We start from the raw sequence: 18,658 nt of genomic DNA, 5'->3' as shown, positions 1-18,658 counted from the left end.
CGAGAAAACTACTGTGCAGTGGTGGAAAAACTAAGGGAACTCGTTGAAATGAAGCCTCGTTTGTCGGAAAGCCAAAAAGCAAGACTGACCGCTCTGAATGTAGAAAAGTTGCTTCATAATTTGGAGAAATTGCTAAACACATCCGAATTTTGGAGTGCGCCTAGGGGCAATGAGAAATGATCCGCCTCATCGAAAAAGGCCTGATGTTCGGCAATCTCGTCCACATCTCCAGCCCGGCTCTGGTCGAGCGGTATAACCGCGCGCTGCAGCATCTGGCGGGCAGGACCACGGCGCTGACGGATTTCCATATCGATATCTCGGGCTATTCGCCCGAGGTGGGGATTGAGCTGGACGACCCGCTCTACCTCAATCCCAACGGCGTCAATCGGCAGTTCATCCTGCTGACGACTGAACAGAAACGTGCGCCTCTGCTGAACGTCAAATTCTCGACCTCGCGCGATATCCTGCGGGAATTCATCGAGATGAACGAGGCGCAGCTGTTTGCCCTGACCGCCACCGATGCGGTGGCCGGAGAGCTGGTGAACTCGGTTTTCAAACTCACCACACCGCGCGATCTGCTGAACCTGCGCAAGATCGAGATTGAGGCCGACACGGTCGGCGGCACCCTGCGCAAGGCCGAGCAACTGGCGGGCATGGTCGAACGGTTCAAGACCGAAGAGGACGCCTGGTTCGACGATGTGCTGATCGCCAGGATGATCGAAACCGCCAGGGAAACCGGCGACGTCACCCGCAACCCCGTCCACCTGCGCCACACAGCGTTTGAGCAGCGCAACTTCTGGACGGCGCATTTCGGTGGCCTCTACCTGTTTCCCGATCTGGACTATCCGGCCGCGGTTTGCATGGGTGACCGGCCTGATGACATGCCGATCGAGCACGTGTTCGATCCAACGCAACGGCACCGGATTGCGGCCTTCTTGAACGACAACAATCTGGTCGAAACGATCATCGAGGCGCGCGGCGTGAACGCGGCCGCCGTTCTGCAGCAAAAGATGGATTTTCTGACCGTCCACGCCGCCGCAGACGCGGGTGTCGACCTGACTGGTCTGGACCGCAGCGATATGCGTCGTCTGGCCCGGAATCATGCAGACCGCCTGCCTGACGCTTTTCACGGGTTGGCCCAATTGCTGCGCTGGGCCAGCGATGGCGGACCGTGGCCGCGCATCACCTCGGAGCATCCGGCCTATTTTTATACGCTGCGTGCGGCGGATATGCCCGACCGTGATCTGGTGAACATGCTGTTGGCCGAACTGGCCCCGCTGGACCCGCGCCAGATGTTCATCTGCCATAAGGAATTGTTCTACAGTACCTATTCCACCTGGCCCGAGGCCAAAAAAGCCTATGTTGCCGACTTCCTCGCGCGCGAGTATCAGGTGGACAAGGCCGGTGCCCGCGCCGCTTTGTTCGGTCATGAACCGGACATGAGCGGCAATGACCGGGTCGGCGAAGCGGTGGTCGCGCGGGTCGGGCCCTGGGGCGCGTTGAGGAGGGGTTGAGATGTTCGGAGCGATACGCCTGTTTCTGATCCTTTTCGTCATCCAGACGATCGCCTTTTTCGCGCTCTCGTTCTATTCGCGCGGTGTCCGGCGCCGTAAGCTGGAAACCTGGTGGGACGAAAAGGGCAAAACCGGCAACAAGGCCGCGTTTGTCGAACGTGGCCTGCACGTCTATGACAATTCTTTCCGGCGTAAACTGATCCTGGGTGTCTATATTGTGCCTTGGGTGGCGATTGGCGCGCTGATCTATATCGTGAACTACATGTGAGGGTTACGGCATGGCCTATTTGAAATGGGCGTTCATTATCATCTTCTGGGGCGCGATTGCCGTGATCCTGCAATATTCTCTGCCGCAGCGCGACATCGTGCGGATCGTCAACACCTATGAAGAGCGGCAGGATTTGAACGACTGGACCCGTATTTTCTGGTCCGAGCCGGACGATCAGTCGACCAGCCTGTCAAACCGCGACGTGCAGTTCATCCAGGCTGTGCGCGCCAATGGCAAGCCGATCGTCTACCGCAATGAGGATACGAGCTGGGGCTGGCCACCCTACTTCAAATTCGACACCGCGAACCTGTATACCGAGGCCAATGACGCGATTTCGGACAAAGATGATCCGGATTGGGTGGTCGTGACACATTACGGGTGGCGGAATGAATTCATGTCGATCTTTCCCAATGCCGTTTCCATCAAACATGTGGAGGGGCCGGATGTCCGGATCATTCCCTGGTTCAACATCCTCTTTCTGACCGTCTTCTTTGCTATCGTCTGGGCGATCTGGGTGCGCTGGCGCAGGTTCCGGCAGGCTAAAATCGACCCGATGCTGGAAAATGTCGAGGACGGCTTTTATGCAGCAGGCGACGCGATTGAAGAGAAACGCAACGGATTTCGCCGGTGGCTGGACAGTTGGAAATCCAAGTGAGGACAGGGGCGTCAGCCCCTGGCCCCTGCGACTTCCGTTATCTGACCACGAATTCCGCGTGTAGCGCACCGGCGGCCTTGATCGTTTTCAGAATGTCGATCATGTCGCGGGGCGAGACACCCAGCGCATTCAGGCCCGCCACGACCTCGGACAGGGTGGTGGCCTCGGGGATTTCCGCCAGTCCGGTGCCTTCTTCCTCTTCGATCCCGGCGAATGTGCGGGGAACCACAACCGTTTCTCCGCGCGCAAACGGGTTGGGTTGGACTGCGATCGGCGATTCCTCGACCGTCAGGGTCAGATTGCCTTGGGATACCGCCACGCGCGAAATCCGAACCTCTTGCCCCATAACGATTGTCCCCGAACGCTGATCGACGACCACGCGGGCCTTGGTTTCGGGCTCGACCAGAATATTCTCGATCCGGCCCAGTGCATGTGCCGTCGAGATCGCCTGCGTTGCCGCGATATTCAGCTCGACCGTCCCGGAGTCGCGCATGATCGCCACCGCCCGGTTGAACTCGGTATTGATCGCGACCTCGATGCGGCTGGCGGTGGTGAAATCCGGTTCGCGCAGGGCCAGCCGCATTTGCGTCAGGGTCGAGAGGTCAAAGTCGATCTCCCGCTCCACCCGCGCGCCCGAGGGGATCACGCCAGAGGTCGGAACCCCCTGCACGACCGAGGCGGCCTCGCCCTCGGCCACGGCGCCGCCAGCCAGAACCGTGCCCTGCGCCACCGCATAGATCTGCCCATCGGCGGCATTCAACGGTGTCATGATCAGCGTCCCACCCAGCAGGCTCTTGGAATCACCAATGGCAGACACCGACACGTCGATCTGCCCGCCGACCCGCGCAAAGGGCGGCAGGCTGGCGGTGACCAACACCGCCGCCACGTTCTTGGGGCGAAAATCCTCACCGTTCACATTGACGCCCAGCCGTTCGAGGATGTTCGACATGATCTCTTCGGTGAAGGGCGAGTTGCGCAAACCGTCGCCGGTGCCGTTCAACCCGACCACAAGGCCATAGCCCACCAGATCATTCCCGCGCACCCCGTCGAAGTCCACAAGGTCCTTCAGGCGGATCGCACCGGCCGAGGCGATCCCGGGCAGCAGCATCAACAGGAAAACAAGGAGTTTCATCTCAGGAAATTCACCAAGGACAGGTTCGCGTTGCGAACGGTGACGGAATACAGGCTTTCCAACTGGAACTGCACGGTTTGCAACTGCGCGGCGGTTTCATACGGATCCGCTGCAATCAGCTTGTTCCGGCTGTATTCCAGGCTGGTCTGCGCCGCACTGTTGCGCGTGGCGGCCTGTTCGATCCGCGCCTCGGCCGCCCCCACCTGCCCGCGCAGATTGACGATTTCATTCTGGGTATTGGCCAGATCGACGCCCAATTGCGTGAACAACGCCGTGCGCTGATCGCGAGGCAGGTTCAGCCCATCGTCCGACACCAGCGCCGCAACGGCAATATCCCGCAACACGTCCTTGATCGCAGGATCCGTTGCCGTGATGGGAATACGGACGCTTTCATTCTCGGAAATCTGCATCGCCGCCAAGGCGGTGCCGGAGCCCTGATAGATCACCGCGTGAAACCCGGCCGGGTCGTTGAACCAATCCTCTGCCGCCTGCCGGATATCCGACACTGTGGCATGTCCGGTCAGCTCAGCCTCCAGCGCAGTCAGCAGCGTGTCGGTCGAGGGCAAGGGGGAAACGTCCGTTGCGACCCCGGAATACAGGCTGCGCCCGCCGGCCCGCGTGTTCAGCGCCGAAATGATCGTATCCAGCTCGTTACGGGCTTGCACGGACGCGTTTTCATGGCTGACCGCCTGGTTCGACGTGCCAAAAGACAGCAGGGATGCGGTGAATTCGCTGACAGAGTCATCGATTGTCGTCAGGCTCAGCTGCATGGCATCGGTGAACAGCCCGGCCTCGGCCGTGGACACCTTATAGGCGCCCAGCCGCGACAGGCTGCGATCCAGATCCAGCAGGTGCGAGTAATCGCCATCCAATCGCCCGGACACGTCCTGAACCTTGCCGGTGGACATCTCATACGACAGGGTTTCTATCTGGGTTTTCAACTCAGCCGAGCGGGTCTTCAATGTCATGCCCCGCGCCAGATCACCGATAGACGTCAAATTCATCATCACAACCTCAACAGAGTATTCATCAATTCATCCACAACCGAGATGACCCGGGCATTGGCGGCATAGGCCTGCTCGATCTCCATCAGACGTTGCAGTTCCTGATCCGTGTCGACGCCGTCTTCGGCCTCGATCCGGGCCATTTCCAGCTGGGCACTGTTGGTGAAAGTCAGGCGTTGGCTGGCCATGTGGGCGTTTGCGCCGGATTTCGACGAAAGCGCCTCGGTCAGGTCGGAGGCGCGCATGGCACCGGTGCCAAAAGGCGAACCGGCGACAGGGCGCGCGTCGCTGAGAATGGCGCCGAAGGCCTGCAACTGCGTGGCATCACCCGGATCGCCGGGCGCCGCCGCGCCCAGACCGTCGCGCAGCCGCCAGCTGCCGCCGCCATTGTCGGGGTCGACAATCACGTTCAGGCTGATGCGCGAGGCCAGACCCGCCGGGGCCGTCGCATCGAACCGGTTACCGGCGTCGGTGAACAGGCCTGCATCCGTAGGCAGCGCGGTGGGGTCCAGACCAGGTGTTTCGAACCGTTCGATCAGGTCACGGGCAACCGAGTCCAGATTGGCCTGTGCTTCAACCGCCAATTCATCGCGGATCTGGAACTGCGCCATCAGTGCGCCGCCGCGTATCTGGGCGCTGTCGCCACTGGTGCGCACCGGATTGCCGTTCATCTCCAACCCCGACAGCAGGCCGTTGCCGACCGTCAAGTGGGGCTTGGTGTCGCCAGTGGTGGTAAAGGCGAACTGCGCCGCGGTGCCTTCCAGCAGGATAAGGCCGCCATCGGAATACAGCGAGACCTGATCGTTTGCCCGTGGCACCGCGTTGACCGGCACCAATGCGTTGACTTGATCGATCAGAACCTGCCGTTGATCCAGCAAGGCACCGATGTCACCGCCCGAGTGTTTGACCGAGGGAATTTTGGCGTTCAGCTTCTCGATATCCCTGAGGGTCTGGTTCAGACTGTCCACCTGCGTGCCAATGGTGCGGTCCGCGTCCGATCGCAATTGCCGCACGCCTTCAGAGGCGGAATTGATCCTGTTGGCCAGATCGCGACCGGTGCGGGCGACCTGGTCCAGCCGCTCGGACGAGTCCGGTAGACTGGCCGCCGTGATCAGGCTGCTGTCGAAATCGGCCAGCCGGGCGGCGAGGGATGAAAGATCGTCAGCCGTGCCGATGAAACCCTCGACCCCGGCGTGAAAGCTGGAAACAGCGGTTTGGTACGCCAGATCCGCGTCGGTGACGCGGCGATTGGCGGTCAGGACCGGGTCCTGGTTGCGCACCACGCCAACGGTTCGCACCCCATGGCCCGAGATCGTATTCGTCGTCAGCTCCAGTGACCGGCGGGCAAAGCCGGGGGTCAGCGCGTTGGCGATATTGTCCGACACAACCGACGTGCCCCGGCCCGCGGCCGTCAGACCGCTTACTGCGTTGTTGAATGCCGTCGTCATATTCATCGGACAGCCCCCCTTTCCGGGTCAAAACCCAAATCAGCGTTTGATGTTGGTGGTTTCCTGCAGCATCTCGTCGACCGTTTTGATCACCGTTGCGCTCGAGGAATAGGCGCGTTGGGTCTGAATCAGCGAGGTCAGTTCGGTCGCGATGTCGGTGGTGGATTCCTCGCGTGCGAAAGACACAAGTTCGCCGGTCGGCCCTTCGCCCGCGTTCCACAGGAAGAAGGTGCCACTTTCGCGGGACGGCGCGTAGGTCTGGCTGTCCAGCGCGGTCAATCCGTTGGGATTGGGCACATCCGCCAGCGGAATCTGGAACATGCGACGGCTGACACCGGTATCATAGAACGCATAGACATAGCCATTCTCATCCACCTGAACGCTGGTCATCGTGCCCACCGCCGATCCATCGCGCGTGATCGAAACCGGCGCGAACGTGTCGGACAACTGCGTGATGCCGTCCGCATCGCCGATCTGGCCGACATTGATCTCCATCGGGCCACCGGCGACGTTCACCACAAGGCTGCCGGTGGTCGGGTCATAAACCCCACCGGATACGGTCGTCACACTTGCCAGCGTGCCGCCAGCGGTCCGGCTGTCCGTGAAAGTCAGCGTATATTCCCCGATCACCGCCCCGCCAGACGCGGAATCCCGCAGTATCATGGTCCATTCGTTACTGCTGCCGGCTGCAGGCACGGTTGGCACCAGCTCGATATCGACGCTTTCGGATTTGCCCAGGTTGTCGAAATACTCAACCGACAGGGGCTGCGTGTCGCCCGGGGCGCCGGCGTCGGTCGCGGTTGCCGGCAGGTTCATGCGCAGGTTCATTGACGTAGTCGGAGAGCCGGACAATTGATTGACGCTCATCTGGATGGGTTCCAGCGCCGCCGGGGTGTCCCGCGGCACCGGCGGAATCGTACCGTCCGGATTTGCGCGCCAGCCCAGCAGGACAAGGCCGGATTCGGTGACCAGATACCCCTCTTCGTTGGTGCGGAATGACCCGGTGGTGGTCAGCTGCATCTCATTCGAACCGCCTGCGATTTGCGAGCTTGGGCGTACCGGCAACATGCCCCGGCCCCGCACCGCCAGATCGGTCGAGTTGTTGGTGGGCACCAGCGGTCCGCGCTGGTCGATCAGCCGCTGACTGGTGGTTCTGACCCCACCCGCCGAATAGCTGCCGCCCTGGCCCGACGTGACCATCGAATGAAAATCCGTCTCGACCCGTTTGTAGCCGAAGGTCGAAGAGTTCGCGATGTTGTCCGAAATGGTGGCCAGCCGGTTGGCGTTGGCCTTCAATGAGGCCACACCGGCATTCAGCGAGGAGGAAATCGTCATTGGCACGCCCTTCTGTTGCGTCAATCTTTGATGCAACAGCTAACGCACTGCCCCTTAACAGCGGGCTAACAGGTAAAATGCGTTCTATCCTATGGCCGTCAGGTCTTGCGCAGAAAGATGATCTCGATCCTGTTGTTGCGCACCGCCATCGGGTTTTCATCTGACAATTCCCGGTCGGCGTGACCGGTGACGCGATCCAGCCGCCTGGTCGCAAACCCCTTATCTTCAAGCAGTTGACGTACCACCTGCGCGCGTGACGTCGAAGTATCCCAGGACGGATCGCGCGCCAGAACCACGGGCGAGGCGCGAACATGGCCCTCAACCGCCACATCATTGGTCACCAGATCCGACGACCGCGCCACCAGCAACGCCAGCGCCCGCATCATCGTTGTCGGCTCATCCGTACCCGATTCGAACAGCGGCTGATCCTCGGTATCGAACAGCTCGACCACCAGACCCTCGTCGGTGACGCGCGTGACGATGTGTTTCAGCACCTTGTCCGAGACCATGCTTTCCCCGGTATGCCCCAGCAGCTGGGCCTCGAGCGTCGAGAAATCCTCGGAGGTTTCCTTGCTGCCATCCGGGTTCACCCCGATCGCGCCGCGCGCCTGCCGGGCGACCGTGGGATAGCGTTTGGCCGCTCCCGAGCCATCCATCACCATGGTCTTTTCGGAAAACATGTTGTTGCCGCCAAAGGCGCCGTCACCACCACCCGAGACCGGGTTCACCGGAATCGTCGGCGAGAAGTAATCCGCCAGCCCTTTGCGTTGTTTTTCGGTCGTTGCGTTCAGCAGCCACATCAACATGAAGAACGCCATCATGGCCGTGACAAAGTCGGCATATGCGACCTTCCACGCGCCACCGTGGTGACCATCGCCACCTGACACACGTTTCTTCTTGATGATGATTGGCGCCGCATTGGATTGCGCACCCATCTCCACCACCTTTTTTATCACCCGACTACAGGCGTAGCCGGGCAGGTCTTAAGGTGGGCTTAACACTTAAAACTGTCCGGACTTCTCTAACGCGGCGGGTTGGCGCTGGCCCGCCGCAGGATCAGTTGCAGGCGGTTGAAGCTGTTCTGGATGCCGTCCGGCTCGGGTTTGCCGAAGAATGCGTCCAGTTCCTCGTGCATGCGCACGGCCTGATCCAGCAGCGGGTCTGCACCCTCAGTATAAAGCCCGGCTTTGATCATCACCTCGGATTGTTCATAGCTGCCGACCAGCTTGCGGGTTTCCGAGATCATCTGGTTTTCTTCCGGCGTTGCCGCGCCCGGCAGGCTGCGCGAGACTGAGCGGCTGAGGTCGATGGCGGGGAATCGCCCGCGCTCGGCAATGTCGCGGTTCAGCACGATATGGCCGTCCAACACGCCACGCAGAATGTCGGCGACAGGTTCATCCATATCCGACCCGGCGACCAGTACGCTGAACACGGCGGTGATGTCGCCCTGATCTGCGGTGCCGGGTCCGGCGCGTTCGCAGAGACCGGCAATCAGCGGCGTGACCGACGGGGGGAATCCGCGCAGCGAAGCAGATTCGCCCATCGCGACGGCAATCTCCCGATGCGCTTCGGCAAAGCGGGTCACCGAATCGGCCAGGAACAACACGTTCAGCCCTTGATCGCGCAAATATTCCGCCACTGACATCGCTGACCAGGCGCAGCGCCTGCGTGCCAGCGCCGACTGGTCCGAGGTTGCCGCCACCACGACCGAGCGTTTCATCCCCTCGGCCCCCAGCGCCTGTTCGACGAATTCATTCACTTCGCGCCCGCGTTCGCCCACCAGCGCCACCACGACCGCATCCGCCTGCATCGATTTCGCCAATGTCGCCAGCAGGGTGGATTTACCCACACCTGACCCGGCGAACAGGCCAATGCGCTGTCCTTGCACCACGGGCAGCATGGTGTTGAGCATCGCCAGCCCGGTCTCCATCCGCGCGCCCAGCGGTTTGCGCGCCACGGCTGGGGGCGGCGCGCGCATGATATCCTGCTCCTGCACGCCCGACAGCAGGGGCTTTCCGTCCAGTGGCTTACCGAACGGGTCAACCACGCGCCCCAGCCAGTGCATCCCCGGTGCAAAAGCCGGTGTCTGATCCAGAATCACCCGGTCGCCCAGACAGACCCCATCGGGTGCGGCGGTCGGCATCATGTGAATCACATCCGATTCGACATGCAGCACCTCGCCCGGCAGATCCGGCCCGCTGCGTCGCCGCAAGGTCAGGTGGTCGCCGATCCGCGCCTGCCCCTCAAGCCCTTGTATTTCAATGACACCCCGCGCCACGCCGGACACGCGGCCCATATGGCGGACCGCCGACAGGCGGTCGAATTCGCATTTCAGAAGCATCGGGTCGAGATCGGACATCGTGGGTTCTCCAACGGGTTTCTGAAAACGCTTTCTAAAGGAATCGGGGTTAAGCCTTGATTGAAATTGATCGAGGGAGAAGCCCCGATGTTCTATGACCTGAACGTCTTTAAGACCGCGCACGCAATGGCAACCCATGCCGGGCAACGGCAGGCAGTCATCGCGCGCAACATGGCCAATGCGGATACGCCGGGCTACCAGCCCCGCGATATCGAGGCCTTTCAGAAAGCATTCGAAAACTCGGGCCGCGAGGTTGCTATGACCGCCACGCGGGCTGGCCACCTGAACGGTGCCTCTGGCCCGCAGCCCTGGGCCGAATATGAGGTCGCGCCTTCGGGCGACCCCAACGGCAACGGTGTGTCCATCGAGGAAGAGATGTTCAAAGCGGTCGAGGTCAAGCGCCAGCATGACCGCGCACTGACGATCTACAAATCCTCGATGAACATTCTGCGCAGCAGCATTGGCCGGTCGTAAGGAGCGCCAGACATGAGTGATTTTTCCCATTCCCTCTCTGCCTCGACCAGCGCCCTGCGTGCGCAATCGGCGCGGCTGCGGCATGTGTCTGAGAATATCTCGAATGCTGATACACCCGGCTACCGCCGCAAGACGGTGCCGTTCGAGACGGTGCAGAAGGACGGGCGCGAAGTGGTGCAGGCCGGGCGCGTCAAGCTGGACCGCCGCGACGGGACACGCATCTATGACCCCGGCCACCCGATGGCGGATGAAACCGGTCATTATCGCGGATCGAATGTCGATCTGATGATCGAGATCGCCGACGCCCGCGAGGCGCAGCGCAGCTACGAAGCCAATCTCAAGATGTTCGACCAGACACGTCAGATGTCGTCGAGCCTGATGGAACTCCTCAGAAGATAAAAGGACACCAGAATGGATATCCGATCCCTGACCGCAGCCCAGAACTATGCCGTTGCGCGTCCGGCCACGCAGGCCGATCCCAACCACGCCGGACTGGCGCAGGGGCTGCGCAACACGTTTCAGGACTTTGCCGCAACGCTGAAACAGAGCGAGCAAGTCTCTCAGGCCGCCATGACCGGGCAGGCTGACCCGCACGCGCTGGTTCAGGCGCTGGCGCAGACCGAACTGGCCGTGGAAACGGCCGTGGTCGTGCGCGACAAGGTGGTCGAGGCCTATCAGGAAATCCTGCGGATGCCGGTCTGACGAGATGCTGAGCGAAGGTCTCTTCTATGACATCGTGCGTCAGGCGCTGTGGGTTGCGGTGATCACCTCGGTCCCGATCCTGGCGGTGGCGCTGGTGTCGGGCCTGATCGTCGGCCTGTTCCAGGCGCTGACCTCGGTTCAGGAGATGACGCTGACCTTCGTACCGAAACTGATCGCTATCGTCATCGTGTTCTGGATTTCCATGGGTTTCATGACCCAGACGCTGGTGACGTTCTTCACCACAACCCTCATCCCACTGATTGCAGGAGGCCGCTGATGGATACCGCCTATGTCACCCTGTCCCGCCAGTCCGGACTGATGAATGAAATGCGGCTGGTGGCGAATAACATCGCCAATGCCAACACCACCGGATACCGCGCGCAGGGTCTGGTGTTTTCCGAATTCGTCCAGGACATACCGGGCAACCCGTCCCTGTCGATGAGCCGTGCCGAAGCGCGCAACACCTCGCAGCAGCAGGGGGTGCTGACCCAGACCGGCGGCCAGTTCGATTTCGCTATCGAAGGCGACGGGTTCTTCATGGTCGAAACCGCATCGGGCAATCGTCTGACGCGGGCGGGCGCCTTTTCCCCAAGCGCCGAGGGCGATCTGGTCACGATGGATGGCCACCGGGTTCTGGACGTGAACGGTGCACCTGTTTTCATCCCTCCGGACGCGGCTTCGATCGATGTGGGCAGCGACGGCACGCTCAGTATCGAAGGGCAATTGTTGGGGCAGATCGGCGTCTATCGCGTGGCCGATCCCAGCACGCTGGTGCGCGAAGGCAGCACGCAATTCCGCGCCGATGGCGAGATAGATCCGGTGGAAAACCCGGTGGTTGTGCATCGGTTCCTCGAAGGCTCCAACGTCAACGCGGTTCATCAGGTGACCCGGCTGGTCGAAATCCAGCGCGCCTATGAACTGGGGCAGAGTTTTCTGGAAGCCGAAGACGAACGTGTGCGTGGGGCGCTGAAAGCGCTGATGCGCTGATTTGTGAAAAGGAGATTTCAACATGCGGGCTTTGAAAATTGCAGCAACAGGAATGACCGCGCAGCAGATGCGGGTCGAGACGATCTCGAACAACCTGGCGAATACGAACACCACCGGGTACAACGCGCGTCGGGCCGAGTTCGCGGATCTGCACTATCAGCAGATGGCGCGGGCCGGGACGGTGAACGCCAATGACGGCACGGTCCTGCCCACTGGCATTCAGCTAGGTCTGGGCGTGCGTCCGGCGGCGGTCACGGTGCAGCTGGCGCAGGGCGGGTTGTCGGCCACCGGCAATGATCTGGACGTCGCCATCGAAGGCCGCGGCTATCTTGAGGTGACGCTGACCAACGGTCAGTCCGGGTTTACCCGCGATGGCAGTCTGAAACGCTCGGCCGAAGGGCTGATCATCACGTCGGACGGGTATGCGGTGGCGCCCGAGATCACCATTCCCGACGATGCGCGCTCGATCTCGATCAACGCCTCGGGCGAGGTCTATGCCTATTTTGACGATGCGCCCGAGGGACAGCTGTTAGGGGAAATCACGCTGGCCAGCTTCTCAAACGCCAAGGGGCTCGAGGCGATCGGCAGCAACCTGTTCAAGGAAACCGAGGCCTCGGGCGCGCCGGTGGTCGGAACCCCGGGCGAAGACGGGCTGGGAACCTTGCGGCAGGGTTACCTTGAGGACAGCTCGGTCGATGCGATCCGCGAGGTGACCGAACTGATCGAGGCACAGCGCGGGTATGAGATGAACGCCAAGGTCATTTCCGCCGTCGATCAGATGATGGGCGCAACCACGCAGGTGCGGTGATGCGGGTTCTGATCCTGATACTGGGGGTGCTGACGCCGGTGTTTGCACAAGCTGACATCGTCGTGCCAACCCGCACCATCCGCGCCAAGGAAATCATCTCGGCCACCGATCTGGAGTTCAAGGCGCAACAAGTGCCCGGAGCGGTGAGTGACCCTGAGTTTCTGATCGGGCAAGAGGCCCGTGTCGCGCTCTACCCCGGGCGTCCGATCCGCGCCGGAGATGTCGGCGCGCCGGCGCTGGTGGATCGCAACGATCTGGTTGTGCTGATCTTTGACCGCAAACCGCTGTCGATCACGGCGGAAGGCCGCGCGCTGGGGCGCGGGGCAACCGGTGAACGCATTCGGGTCATGAACCTGTCCTCCCGCACGACCGTGACCGGTCTTATCCGGCCCGACGGCCAAATCGAGGTGAAATGATGTCAGCTCTTTCGAAATCTCTGTTGTTTGCCGTGCTTGCGGTGTCGGCCTGTGGCCGAGTGGATCATCTGGGCAAGCCGCCAAGTTTCACCCCGAATGAGGACTCGCCCGAACATGTCGCCATGTTGTGGCCGGGTCTGCCGCTGCACACACAACCGCAGCGCAATGTCGACCGGTCTTCGCTGTGGAGCGGCGGCCAGCAATCGCTGCTGGGCGATCAGCGGGCGATCAAGAAGGGGGATATCCTGACGGTCGTGATTGAGCTGGACGAAAAGGCCGAGTTCTCGAATGACACGGAACGGTCGCGCTCGGCCTCGGAAAGCCTGGGGATCGTGGGCCTGTTCGGTTTGCCGCAGCGCGCCGCCAAGCATTTGCCGGACGGCGCATCACTGGCTGACGCAGTCGAGATTGACTCGTCCTCGGAAAGTACGGGCGAAGGATCGGTGAAACGCAAGGAGAAGCTGACGCTGCGCGTGGCCGCCACTGTCGTTGATGTGCTGCCGAACGGTGTGTTGTCGATTTCGGGCTCGCAGGAATTGCGCGTGAATTTCGAACTGCGTGAGCTGCTGGTCGCGGGCTATGTGCGGCCGCAGGATATCTCGCGCCAGAACGAGATCACCTATGACAAGATCGCCTCGGCCCGCGTGTCTTATGGCGGGCGCGGACAGATCACCGACGTGCAGCAACCGAGATACGGCCAGCAGATTCTGGATGCCGTGCTGCCGTATTAAGGAGCAGATGAGATGAAAAAAGTGTTGCCCGTCATTTTTCTGCTGGTCGGTCTGGGCGCCGGTATCGGCGCTGGCGTCATGCTGTCACCTTCGGAATCGAAAGAGGCCGCCAAACAGGAAAAGGCGGAAAAGTCCAAGGAGAAACCAGCCAAAGTCAAGGATGGCAAGGCGGGGGAAAACGACAAGCCAAGCGACTATGAATACCTCAAGCTGACCAAGCAGTTTGTGGTTCCGGTCGTTGATTCCGAGCGTATCGAGGCTCTGGTCACCATGTCGCTGAGCCTTGAGATCACCCCCGGCATGACCGAGGCCTTTTATGCGGTCGAGCCAAAGCTACGCGACGGGTTTCTGCAGGTCATGTTCGACCACGCCAATACGGGCGGGTTCGACGGTGCCTTCACCGAGTCCGACAACCTGAAAGTGTTGCGCAAAGCACTGCTTGAGACGGCGCGTCGCGATCTGGGGGATGATGTCTCGCAGGTCCTGATCATGAGTGTCAGCCGCCAGGACGTTTGATCCAGGCGGCGCAGACGTAGCCGGTTAAACGGACAGTTTCTTGTTCAGCGCACGTTTGCGCGCTGCTTTCTGGGCCGCTGACAGGTTCGTAACAGCCTGCTGGCGGCCAAATGCCGTGCGCAACGCCTCCATCGCCGTCAGCTTTTGTGCCCGCAGCCGGGCGAGTTCCAGGTTCAGCTGGCGGCGAGTGGCCGATTCCCATCCATTCCACAGAACGTCCGTGCCAGTGACCCGATACCCCTCGGCCGAGGCGCTGTCCTTGCGGGTTTGCTGAACCTGAGTATCCAGCCGCGCCAGTTGCTGCTGCACCCGCGCCTCGGCTTCGATCAGCGGGCGCAGGGTGTTGTATTCCTTTTGAAACGCGGCCTCGGTGACTTTTTCGAGATGTGAAAACCCGTCCCGTCTCATCTGATCTGTCCCTTTGCCCGTTTGCGCATCGCCTCGGCAAACCGGATTGCGGCGGCCACGGGGCGGTAGTGTTCTTCGGCGATCTCCTGTCCGATTTCGACGGCCGCATGAAGCGCGCGCGCAGTGGGCGGATCAGAGTGAATGGGAATACCGGATTCGGCGGCGCGCGCACGGATCGCGGCGGCGACCTCATCCACGCCCTTGGCCACGCAGACCGGGGCCGAGCCCGCCGTCCGCGCCCATTTCAGCGCCACCGCATAGTGGGTCGGGTTGACGATCACCACATCCGCCGATGGTACATCCGACATCATCTGGTTTGTCGCGATATCCTGCGCCCGCTGGCGGCGTTGCTGTTTGACATGCGGATCGCCCTCGGCATCCTTGGTTTCGTCCTGGATTTCCTTGCGCGACATCCGGTTCTTGCGCATGTGTTCGGCGTATTGCCACAGATAATCCACCACCCCGATCACCAGGGCCACGGCGATGACGATGAACAGGAAGCGAAAAAGCAGGTTCATCATCAGCATCACCGAGGATCGTGCGGGGGCCGCGCTGGCCGACAGAATCTCGTTCAGGTTCGCGCGCAGGAACAGGGCCAGGCAGGTGCCGTAGATCGCCAGTTTCACAAAGCTCTTGGCAAATTCGAACAGGCCCCCGCGTCCGAATTTGTTCTTGGCGTTCGACAGGATCGAGATGCGGGACAGCTTCGGTTTCAGCTTGCTGGGCGCAAAGATCAGCGCGCGCTGGGCGATCAGGCTGAGCAATACGGCAGTGGCGGGCAGGGCGAACAGGATCGAAACCGACAGCAAGGCGGTTTTCAGCATCCCGCCCACCGGGCTGGCGGCGGGGCCGTCGGTCACCAGCGGGGCAAACGTATCCGCCTGGTCGATCAGGACGACAAACAGGGTTCCCAAATGCTGGACGCCGAACTGGCCGGCCGCGAACAATGCGATGAGAAATCCGGTATAGGCCGCCACAACGGACAGGTCGTTGGATTTGGCGACCTCGCCCTTTTCCCGCGCTTTCTGAAGCTTCTGCGGCGTCGGCTCATAGGACTTGTCACTGTCGTCCTCCGATCCGCTCATCGTGTGCCCTCAAGCGGGTTCACCATGAAGGCGAACAGGGCGTCGGACCACACCGACAGGATCAGTGGGGTGCCCGCGAACAGCAGGAACAACCCCGCGAAGGTGATGGCCGGGGCACCGACAAAGGCTACCATCAACTGCGGCATTGCGCGGTTGATGACCCCGAGCGCGAGGTTATAGATCAGCGAGGCGATGACAAACGGCATGGCCAGCGCGAAAGCCATACCAAAGCTGCGCGTGATCTGCTGCACGCCCCATTGCGACAGATCGGGCGCCATCGGAGCCAAACCCATCGGAAACAGGGTATAGCTGTAGATCAGGAACTGCGCGACGCGGATGTGCAGGCCCAGCAGCACCGCCAGGGCCAATCCCGCCAAGGTCAGCAGATATCCCATCGCAGGGACCGGGTCTGCCGCCGCACCGCCCAGAATCTGAGACAATGAGGTCGCCTGCGCCGCAATCGACCCGGCTGTTTGCAAGGCCAGTACGAACAAGCGCAGGCCCAAGCCCAGAACCACGCCGATCAGGGTCTCAACCACAATCATCCGCGCCAATGGAAACAGGTCGGGTGCGGTACCCGCAGCCTGAACTGCCGGCGCTACAATCAGTGTGAACGCCACCGCGATGCCAAGTTTGACGCGGGTCGGGATGCTGCGTTCGCCAAAGGCCGGCAGCAATGAGACCATGGCAGAGACGCGTAGAAAGACGGCAAACATGTGCCACAGACCCTCGCCCAACTGGGGCAAAAGCTCTGGCGGCAGCACGATCACGCCGGCACCGTCCCGACCAGTGCGGGGCGTGCCTCGAGCCCGATTTCCTCGAAGGACAGCACCGGGTTGGCGATGCCGCGCGCGTGCATGATGGTGCGCAGCAACCTGCGCCGCCGGGTCGAGGTGACCAATGCCGGGAACAGCCCGTGATCGGCGGAATGCGCCACACTGTCGACCACACCGTCGGCCAGCTTGTTGAACAGGTTCGGCGGCAGTGCCACGTCCAGCCCGGCATTCGGCGCGTCGATCTGGTAAGTGGCGAAGGTGTCCTCCCATTCTGGGGCAAGCTGGATCAGCGGGATCGAGCCATCCTCGCGCTTCATCTCGGCCACCAGTTGGAAGCCCAGCCGTTGCCGAACCAGCTCGCAGATGCCCTCGGGCTGGGTGGTGGTCAGGCGCGCTTCGGCCACGCTTTCCAGGATCAGGGCCATGTTGCGGATCGAGACGCGTTCGTCCAGCAGCAGCCGCAATACCGCGTGCAATGTGTCGATCGGCACCTTGTCGGGGATAAGCTCGTCCAGAAGCTTGCGGTTGGCCTCGGCCCGGACCGGATCGCTGAGCCGCGTCATCTCGGACAGCAGGCGGCGCAAGGATTTCAGCGTCAGCAGGCGCGAAAAGTTCTGTTTGATGATCTCAAGCAGATGCGTGGCCAGAATCTCGGGCGGAGAGACAATGGTGGCCCCGCTCATCGCTGCGGCCTCCTGATCCTTGGGCAGAATCCAGCGGGCCGGGGCGCCATAGACCGGCTCGGTCACGTCATTGCCTTCAGGCAGCATGTCGCGGTCGTCCTGCACCAGCGCCAACACCAGATCGGGGTTCAGAACGCCGCGGGCCTGTTCGACCCCCTGCACCTTGACCACATATGTGCCCATTGGCAGATCGGCGCGGTCCGTCAGGCGGATATCGGGCAGGATCAGGCCAAAGCTTGAGGCGACATAGGTCCGCATATTGGCAATCCGCGCGTCCAGACCGGTGCCGGGATTCAAAACCATGCTGACCAGATCGGGGGCGAATTCCAGATGCACGTCGTCCAGATCCAGAATGTCGCCAATGGCCTGCGAAACCGGTGTTTCGTCCTGAGGCGTGGGCTCCAGCGCCGCCTCTTCCTCGGCCTTTTGTTTGCGGTGCACGTTGAAGGCGGCGTAGCCCAGCACACCCGCGCCCAGAATGAAGGGCAGAAAGGGCAGGCCGGGAACCAGCGCAAACAGCACCATCAGCATCGCAACTGTTCCCAGTGCGGCCGGATGCTTGCCCAGCTGCGAGAAAATCGCGTTGTCGGTGGCCCCCTGCGTGCCGCCGCGGGCCAACAGCAGGGCTGATGCGATGGAAATGATCACCGCCGGGATTTGCGATACAAGGCCGTCGCCGACGGTGAGGATGGCATAGGTCTCGAACGCCGAAGAGATCGGCATCCCGTGCACGATCACGCCCATGATCAGACCCATCACGAGGTTCAGCAGTGTGATCAGCAACCCGGCAACCGCGTCGCCCTTGACGAATTTCGACGCACCGTCGAGTGAGCCGAAGAAGGTCGTTTCCTGCTGTTCCCTCTCGCGTCGTTCCTTGGCCTGCTGGTGGTCGATGGCCCCGGCGGACATGTCGCTGTCGATGGCCAGCTGCTTGCCGGGCATCCCGTCCAGAGCGAACCGCGCGCCGACCTCGGCCATGCGCGCGGCACCCTTGGTAATGACCATGAAGTTCACGATCAGCAGCACGCCGAACACCACCAGCCCCAGAAAGATGCTGCCGCCCATGACAAAATCGGCAAACCCCTCGATCACGTCCCCGGCGGCGTTGGGGCCGGTATGCCCCTGGCCAATGATCAGCTTGGTCGAAGACACGTTCAGCGACAGCCGCAGCATCAACGAGGCCAGCAGGATCGTCGGAAAGGACGAGAAATCCAGCGGCCGTTCGATAAACAGCGTCAGCGTGAAGATCAGGATCGCCAGCGCGAAGGACGCCGCCAGCCCCACATCCAGCACCCAGGCGGGCATCGGCAGGATCATCATCACGATGACCGTCATCAGCGCCAGCGCCAGCAGCACG

Annotated in this window: 22 protein-coding genes; 12 read left to right on the top strand and 10 right to left on the bottom strand. The window is 61.6% G+C overall.

The features are described from left to right. Window positions 1-176: 176 nt before the first annotated feature. Genes ACOQFT_RS05105 through ACOQFT_RS05095 form a run of 3 tightly spaced genes read left to right on the top strand, consistent with a single transcriptional unit; the run spans window position 177 to window position 2,437 of the window. Complete coding sequence (locus ACOQFT_RS05105) at window positions 177-1,514, top strand: DUF6638 family protein (protein WP_421596963.1); 1,338 nt, start codon at window positions 177-179, stop codon at window positions 1,512-1,514. Between the two features lies 1 nt (window position 1,515). After that, window positions 1,516-1,782, top strand: coding sequence for a hypothetical protein (locus tag ACOQFT_RS05100; RefSeq protein ID WP_421596962.1), 267 nt, complete (start codon window positions 1,516-1,518; stop codon window positions 1,780-1,782). A 10-nt stretch (window positions 1,783-1,792) separates the two neighbouring features. Then, window positions 1,793-2,437: a DUF1523 family protein gene (locus ACOQFT_RS05095; protein ID WP_421596961.1), complete on the top strand. Its 645-nt coding sequence runs from the start codon at window positions 1,793-1,795 to the stop codon at window positions 2,435-2,437. Between the two features lie 37 nt (window positions 2,438-2,474). On the opposite strand, the gene ACOQFT_RS05090 is transcribed toward ACOQFT_RS05095, so the two are convergent. The 6 genes from ACOQFT_RS05090 to ACOQFT_RS05065 form a co-directional block, all read right to left on the bottom strand. After that, complete coding sequence (locus ACOQFT_RS05090; protein ID WP_421596960.1) at window positions 2,475-3,569, bottom strand: flagellar basal body P-ring protein FlgI; 1,095 nt, start codon at window positions 3,567-3,569, stop codon at window positions 2,475-2,477. Next, a complete protein-coding gene (locus ACOQFT_RS05085; RefSeq protein ID WP_421596959.1) occupies window positions 3,566-4,573 on the bottom strand; it encodes a flagellin in 1,008 nt (335 codons plus the stop codon). The genes ACOQFT_RS05090 and ACOQFT_RS05085 overlap by 4 nt, the downstream gene beginning before the upstream one ends. Window positions 4,574-4,575: 2 nt before the next feature. After that, entirely contained in the window at window positions 4,576-6,027 is a 1,452-nt protein-coding gene (gene flgK, locus ACOQFT_RS05080; RefSeq protein ID WP_421596958.1) for a flagellar hook-associated protein FlgK, read from the bottom strand. Between the two features lie 33 nt (window positions 6,028-6,060). After that, on the bottom strand, window positions 6,061-7,356 hold the full coding sequence (locus ACOQFT_RS05075; protein ID WP_421596957.1) for a flagellar hook protein FlgE: 1,296 nt from the start codon (window positions 7,354-7,356) through the stop codon (window positions 6,061-6,063). A 98-nt stretch (window positions 7,357-7,454) separates the two neighbouring features. Beyond that, window positions 7,455-8,291 carry a flagellar motor protein MotB gene (locus ACOQFT_RS05070; RefSeq protein ID WP_421596956.1) on the bottom strand — a complete coding sequence of 279 codons (837 nt, stop codon included), beginning with the start codon at window positions 8,289-8,291 and terminating at the stop codon, window positions 7,455-7,457. Window positions 8,292-8,377: 86 nt separating this feature from the next. Continuing rightward, window positions 8,378-9,697, bottom strand: a complete 1,320-nt coding sequence (locus ACOQFT_RS05065; RefSeq protein WP_421597020.1) for a FliI/YscN family ATPase — start codon at window positions 9,695-9,697, stop codon at window positions 8,378-8,380. A 105-nt stretch (window positions 9,698-9,802) separates the two neighbouring features. Here ACOQFT_RS05065 and ACOQFT_RS05060 point away from each other — a divergent pair, with 105 nt between their 5' ends. The 9 genes from ACOQFT_RS05060 to ACOQFT_RS05020 are packed head-to-tail and all read left to right on the top strand — an operon-like array spanning window position 9,803 to window position 14,349. Further along, complete coding sequence (locus ACOQFT_RS05060) at window positions 9,803-10,189, top strand: FlgB family protein (protein ID WP_421597019.1); 387 nt, start codon at window positions 9,803-9,805, stop codon at window positions 10,187-10,189. Window positions 10,190-10,201: 12 nt separating this feature from the next. Further along, a complete protein-coding gene (gene flgC, locus ACOQFT_RS05055) occupies window positions 10,202-10,588 on the top strand; it encodes a flagellar basal body rod protein FlgC (protein WP_421596955.1) in 387 nt (128 codons plus the stop codon). 12 nt (window positions 10,589-10,600) lie between these two features. Further along, a complete protein-coding gene (gene fliE / locus ACOQFT_RS05050) occupies window positions 10,601-10,891 on the top strand; it encodes a flagellar hook-basal body complex protein FliE (protein ID WP_170405836.1) in 291 nt (96 codons plus the stop codon). A gap of 4 nt (window positions 10,892-10,895) precedes the next feature. Then, on the top strand, window positions 10,896-11,168 hold the full coding sequence (locus tag ACOQFT_RS05045; RefSeq protein WP_058282142.1) for a flagellar biosynthetic protein FliQ: 273 nt from the start codon (window positions 10,896-10,898) through the stop codon (window positions 11,166-11,168). Continuing rightward, window positions 11,168-11,878: a flagellar hook-basal body complex protein gene (locus ACOQFT_RS05040; RefSeq protein WP_421596954.1), complete on the top strand. Its 711-nt coding sequence runs from the start codon at window positions 11,168-11,170 to the stop codon at window positions 11,876-11,878. Before ACOQFT_RS05045 ends, ACOQFT_RS05040 begins: the two co-directional genes overlap by 1 nt. A 22-nt stretch (window positions 11,879-11,900) precedes the next feature. Continuing rightward, window positions 11,901-12,686, top strand: a complete 786-nt coding sequence (flgG, locus tag ACOQFT_RS05035; protein WP_421596953.1) for a flagellar basal-body rod protein FlgG — start codon at window positions 11,901-11,903, stop codon at window positions 12,684-12,686. After that, window positions 12,686-13,102, top strand: coding sequence for a flagellar basal body P-ring formation chaperone FlgA (gene flgA / locus ACOQFT_RS05030; RefSeq protein WP_421596952.1), 417 nt, complete (start codon window positions 12,686-12,688; stop codon window positions 13,100-13,102). The genes flgG and flgA overlap by 1 nt, the downstream gene beginning before the upstream one ends. Then, window positions 13,102-13,833 (top strand): flagellar basal body L-ring protein FlgH, encoded by a 732-nt coding sequence (gene flgH, locus ACOQFT_RS05025; protein WP_421596951.1) that lies wholly within the window; start codon window positions 13,102-13,104, stop codon window positions 13,831-13,833. Before flgA ends, flgH begins: the two co-directional genes overlap by 1 nt. A 12-nt stretch (window positions 13,834-13,845) precedes the next feature. Continuing rightward, entirely contained in the window at window positions 13,846-14,349 is a 504-nt protein-coding gene (locus ACOQFT_RS05020) for a flagellar basal body-associated protein FliL (RefSeq protein WP_421596949.1), read from the top strand. A gap of 24 nt (window positions 14,350-14,373) precedes the next feature. Here the strand turns inward: ACOQFT_RS05020 and ACOQFT_RS05015 are convergent, their stop codons facing one another. From ACOQFT_RS05015 to flhA, 4 genes are read right to left on the bottom strand one after another with little or no spacing between them, the layout of a single operon-like run. Further along, on the bottom strand, window positions 14,374-14,757 hold the full coding sequence (locus ACOQFT_RS05015) for a hypothetical protein (protein WP_421596948.1): 384 nt from the start codon (window positions 14,755-14,757) through the stop codon (window positions 14,374-14,376). Then, complete coding sequence (flhB, locus tag ACOQFT_RS05010) at window positions 14,754-15,842, bottom strand: flagellar type III secretion system protein FlhB (protein ID WP_421596947.1); 1,089 nt, start codon at window positions 15,840-15,842, stop codon at window positions 14,754-14,756. The genes ACOQFT_RS05015 and flhB overlap by 4 nt, the downstream gene beginning before the upstream one ends. Then, window positions 15,839-16,612 (bottom strand): flagellar biosynthetic protein FliR, encoded by a 774-nt coding sequence (locus ACOQFT_RS05005; RefSeq protein ID WP_421596946.1) that lies wholly within the window; start codon window positions 16,610-16,612, stop codon window positions 15,839-15,841. The genes flhB and ACOQFT_RS05005 overlap by 4 nt, the downstream gene beginning before the upstream one ends. After that, a complete protein-coding gene (gene flhA / locus ACOQFT_RS05000) occupies window positions 16,609-18,636 on the bottom strand; it encodes a flagellar biosynthesis protein FlhA (RefSeq protein WP_421597018.1) in 2,028 nt (675 codons plus the stop codon). The genes ACOQFT_RS05005 and flhA overlap by 4 nt, the downstream gene beginning before the upstream one ends. Window positions 18,637-18,658 lie beyond the last annotated feature (22 nt).

This window comes from Ruegeria sp. MALMAid1280 (assembly GCF_049195285.1).
Taxonomy (GTDB): Bacteria; Pseudomonadota; Alphaproteobacteria; order Rhodobacterales; family Rhodobacteraceae; genus Ruegeria.
Note: the sequence above shows the minus strand (reverse complement) of the source record. Positions and strands in the feature narration are given on the sequence as shown.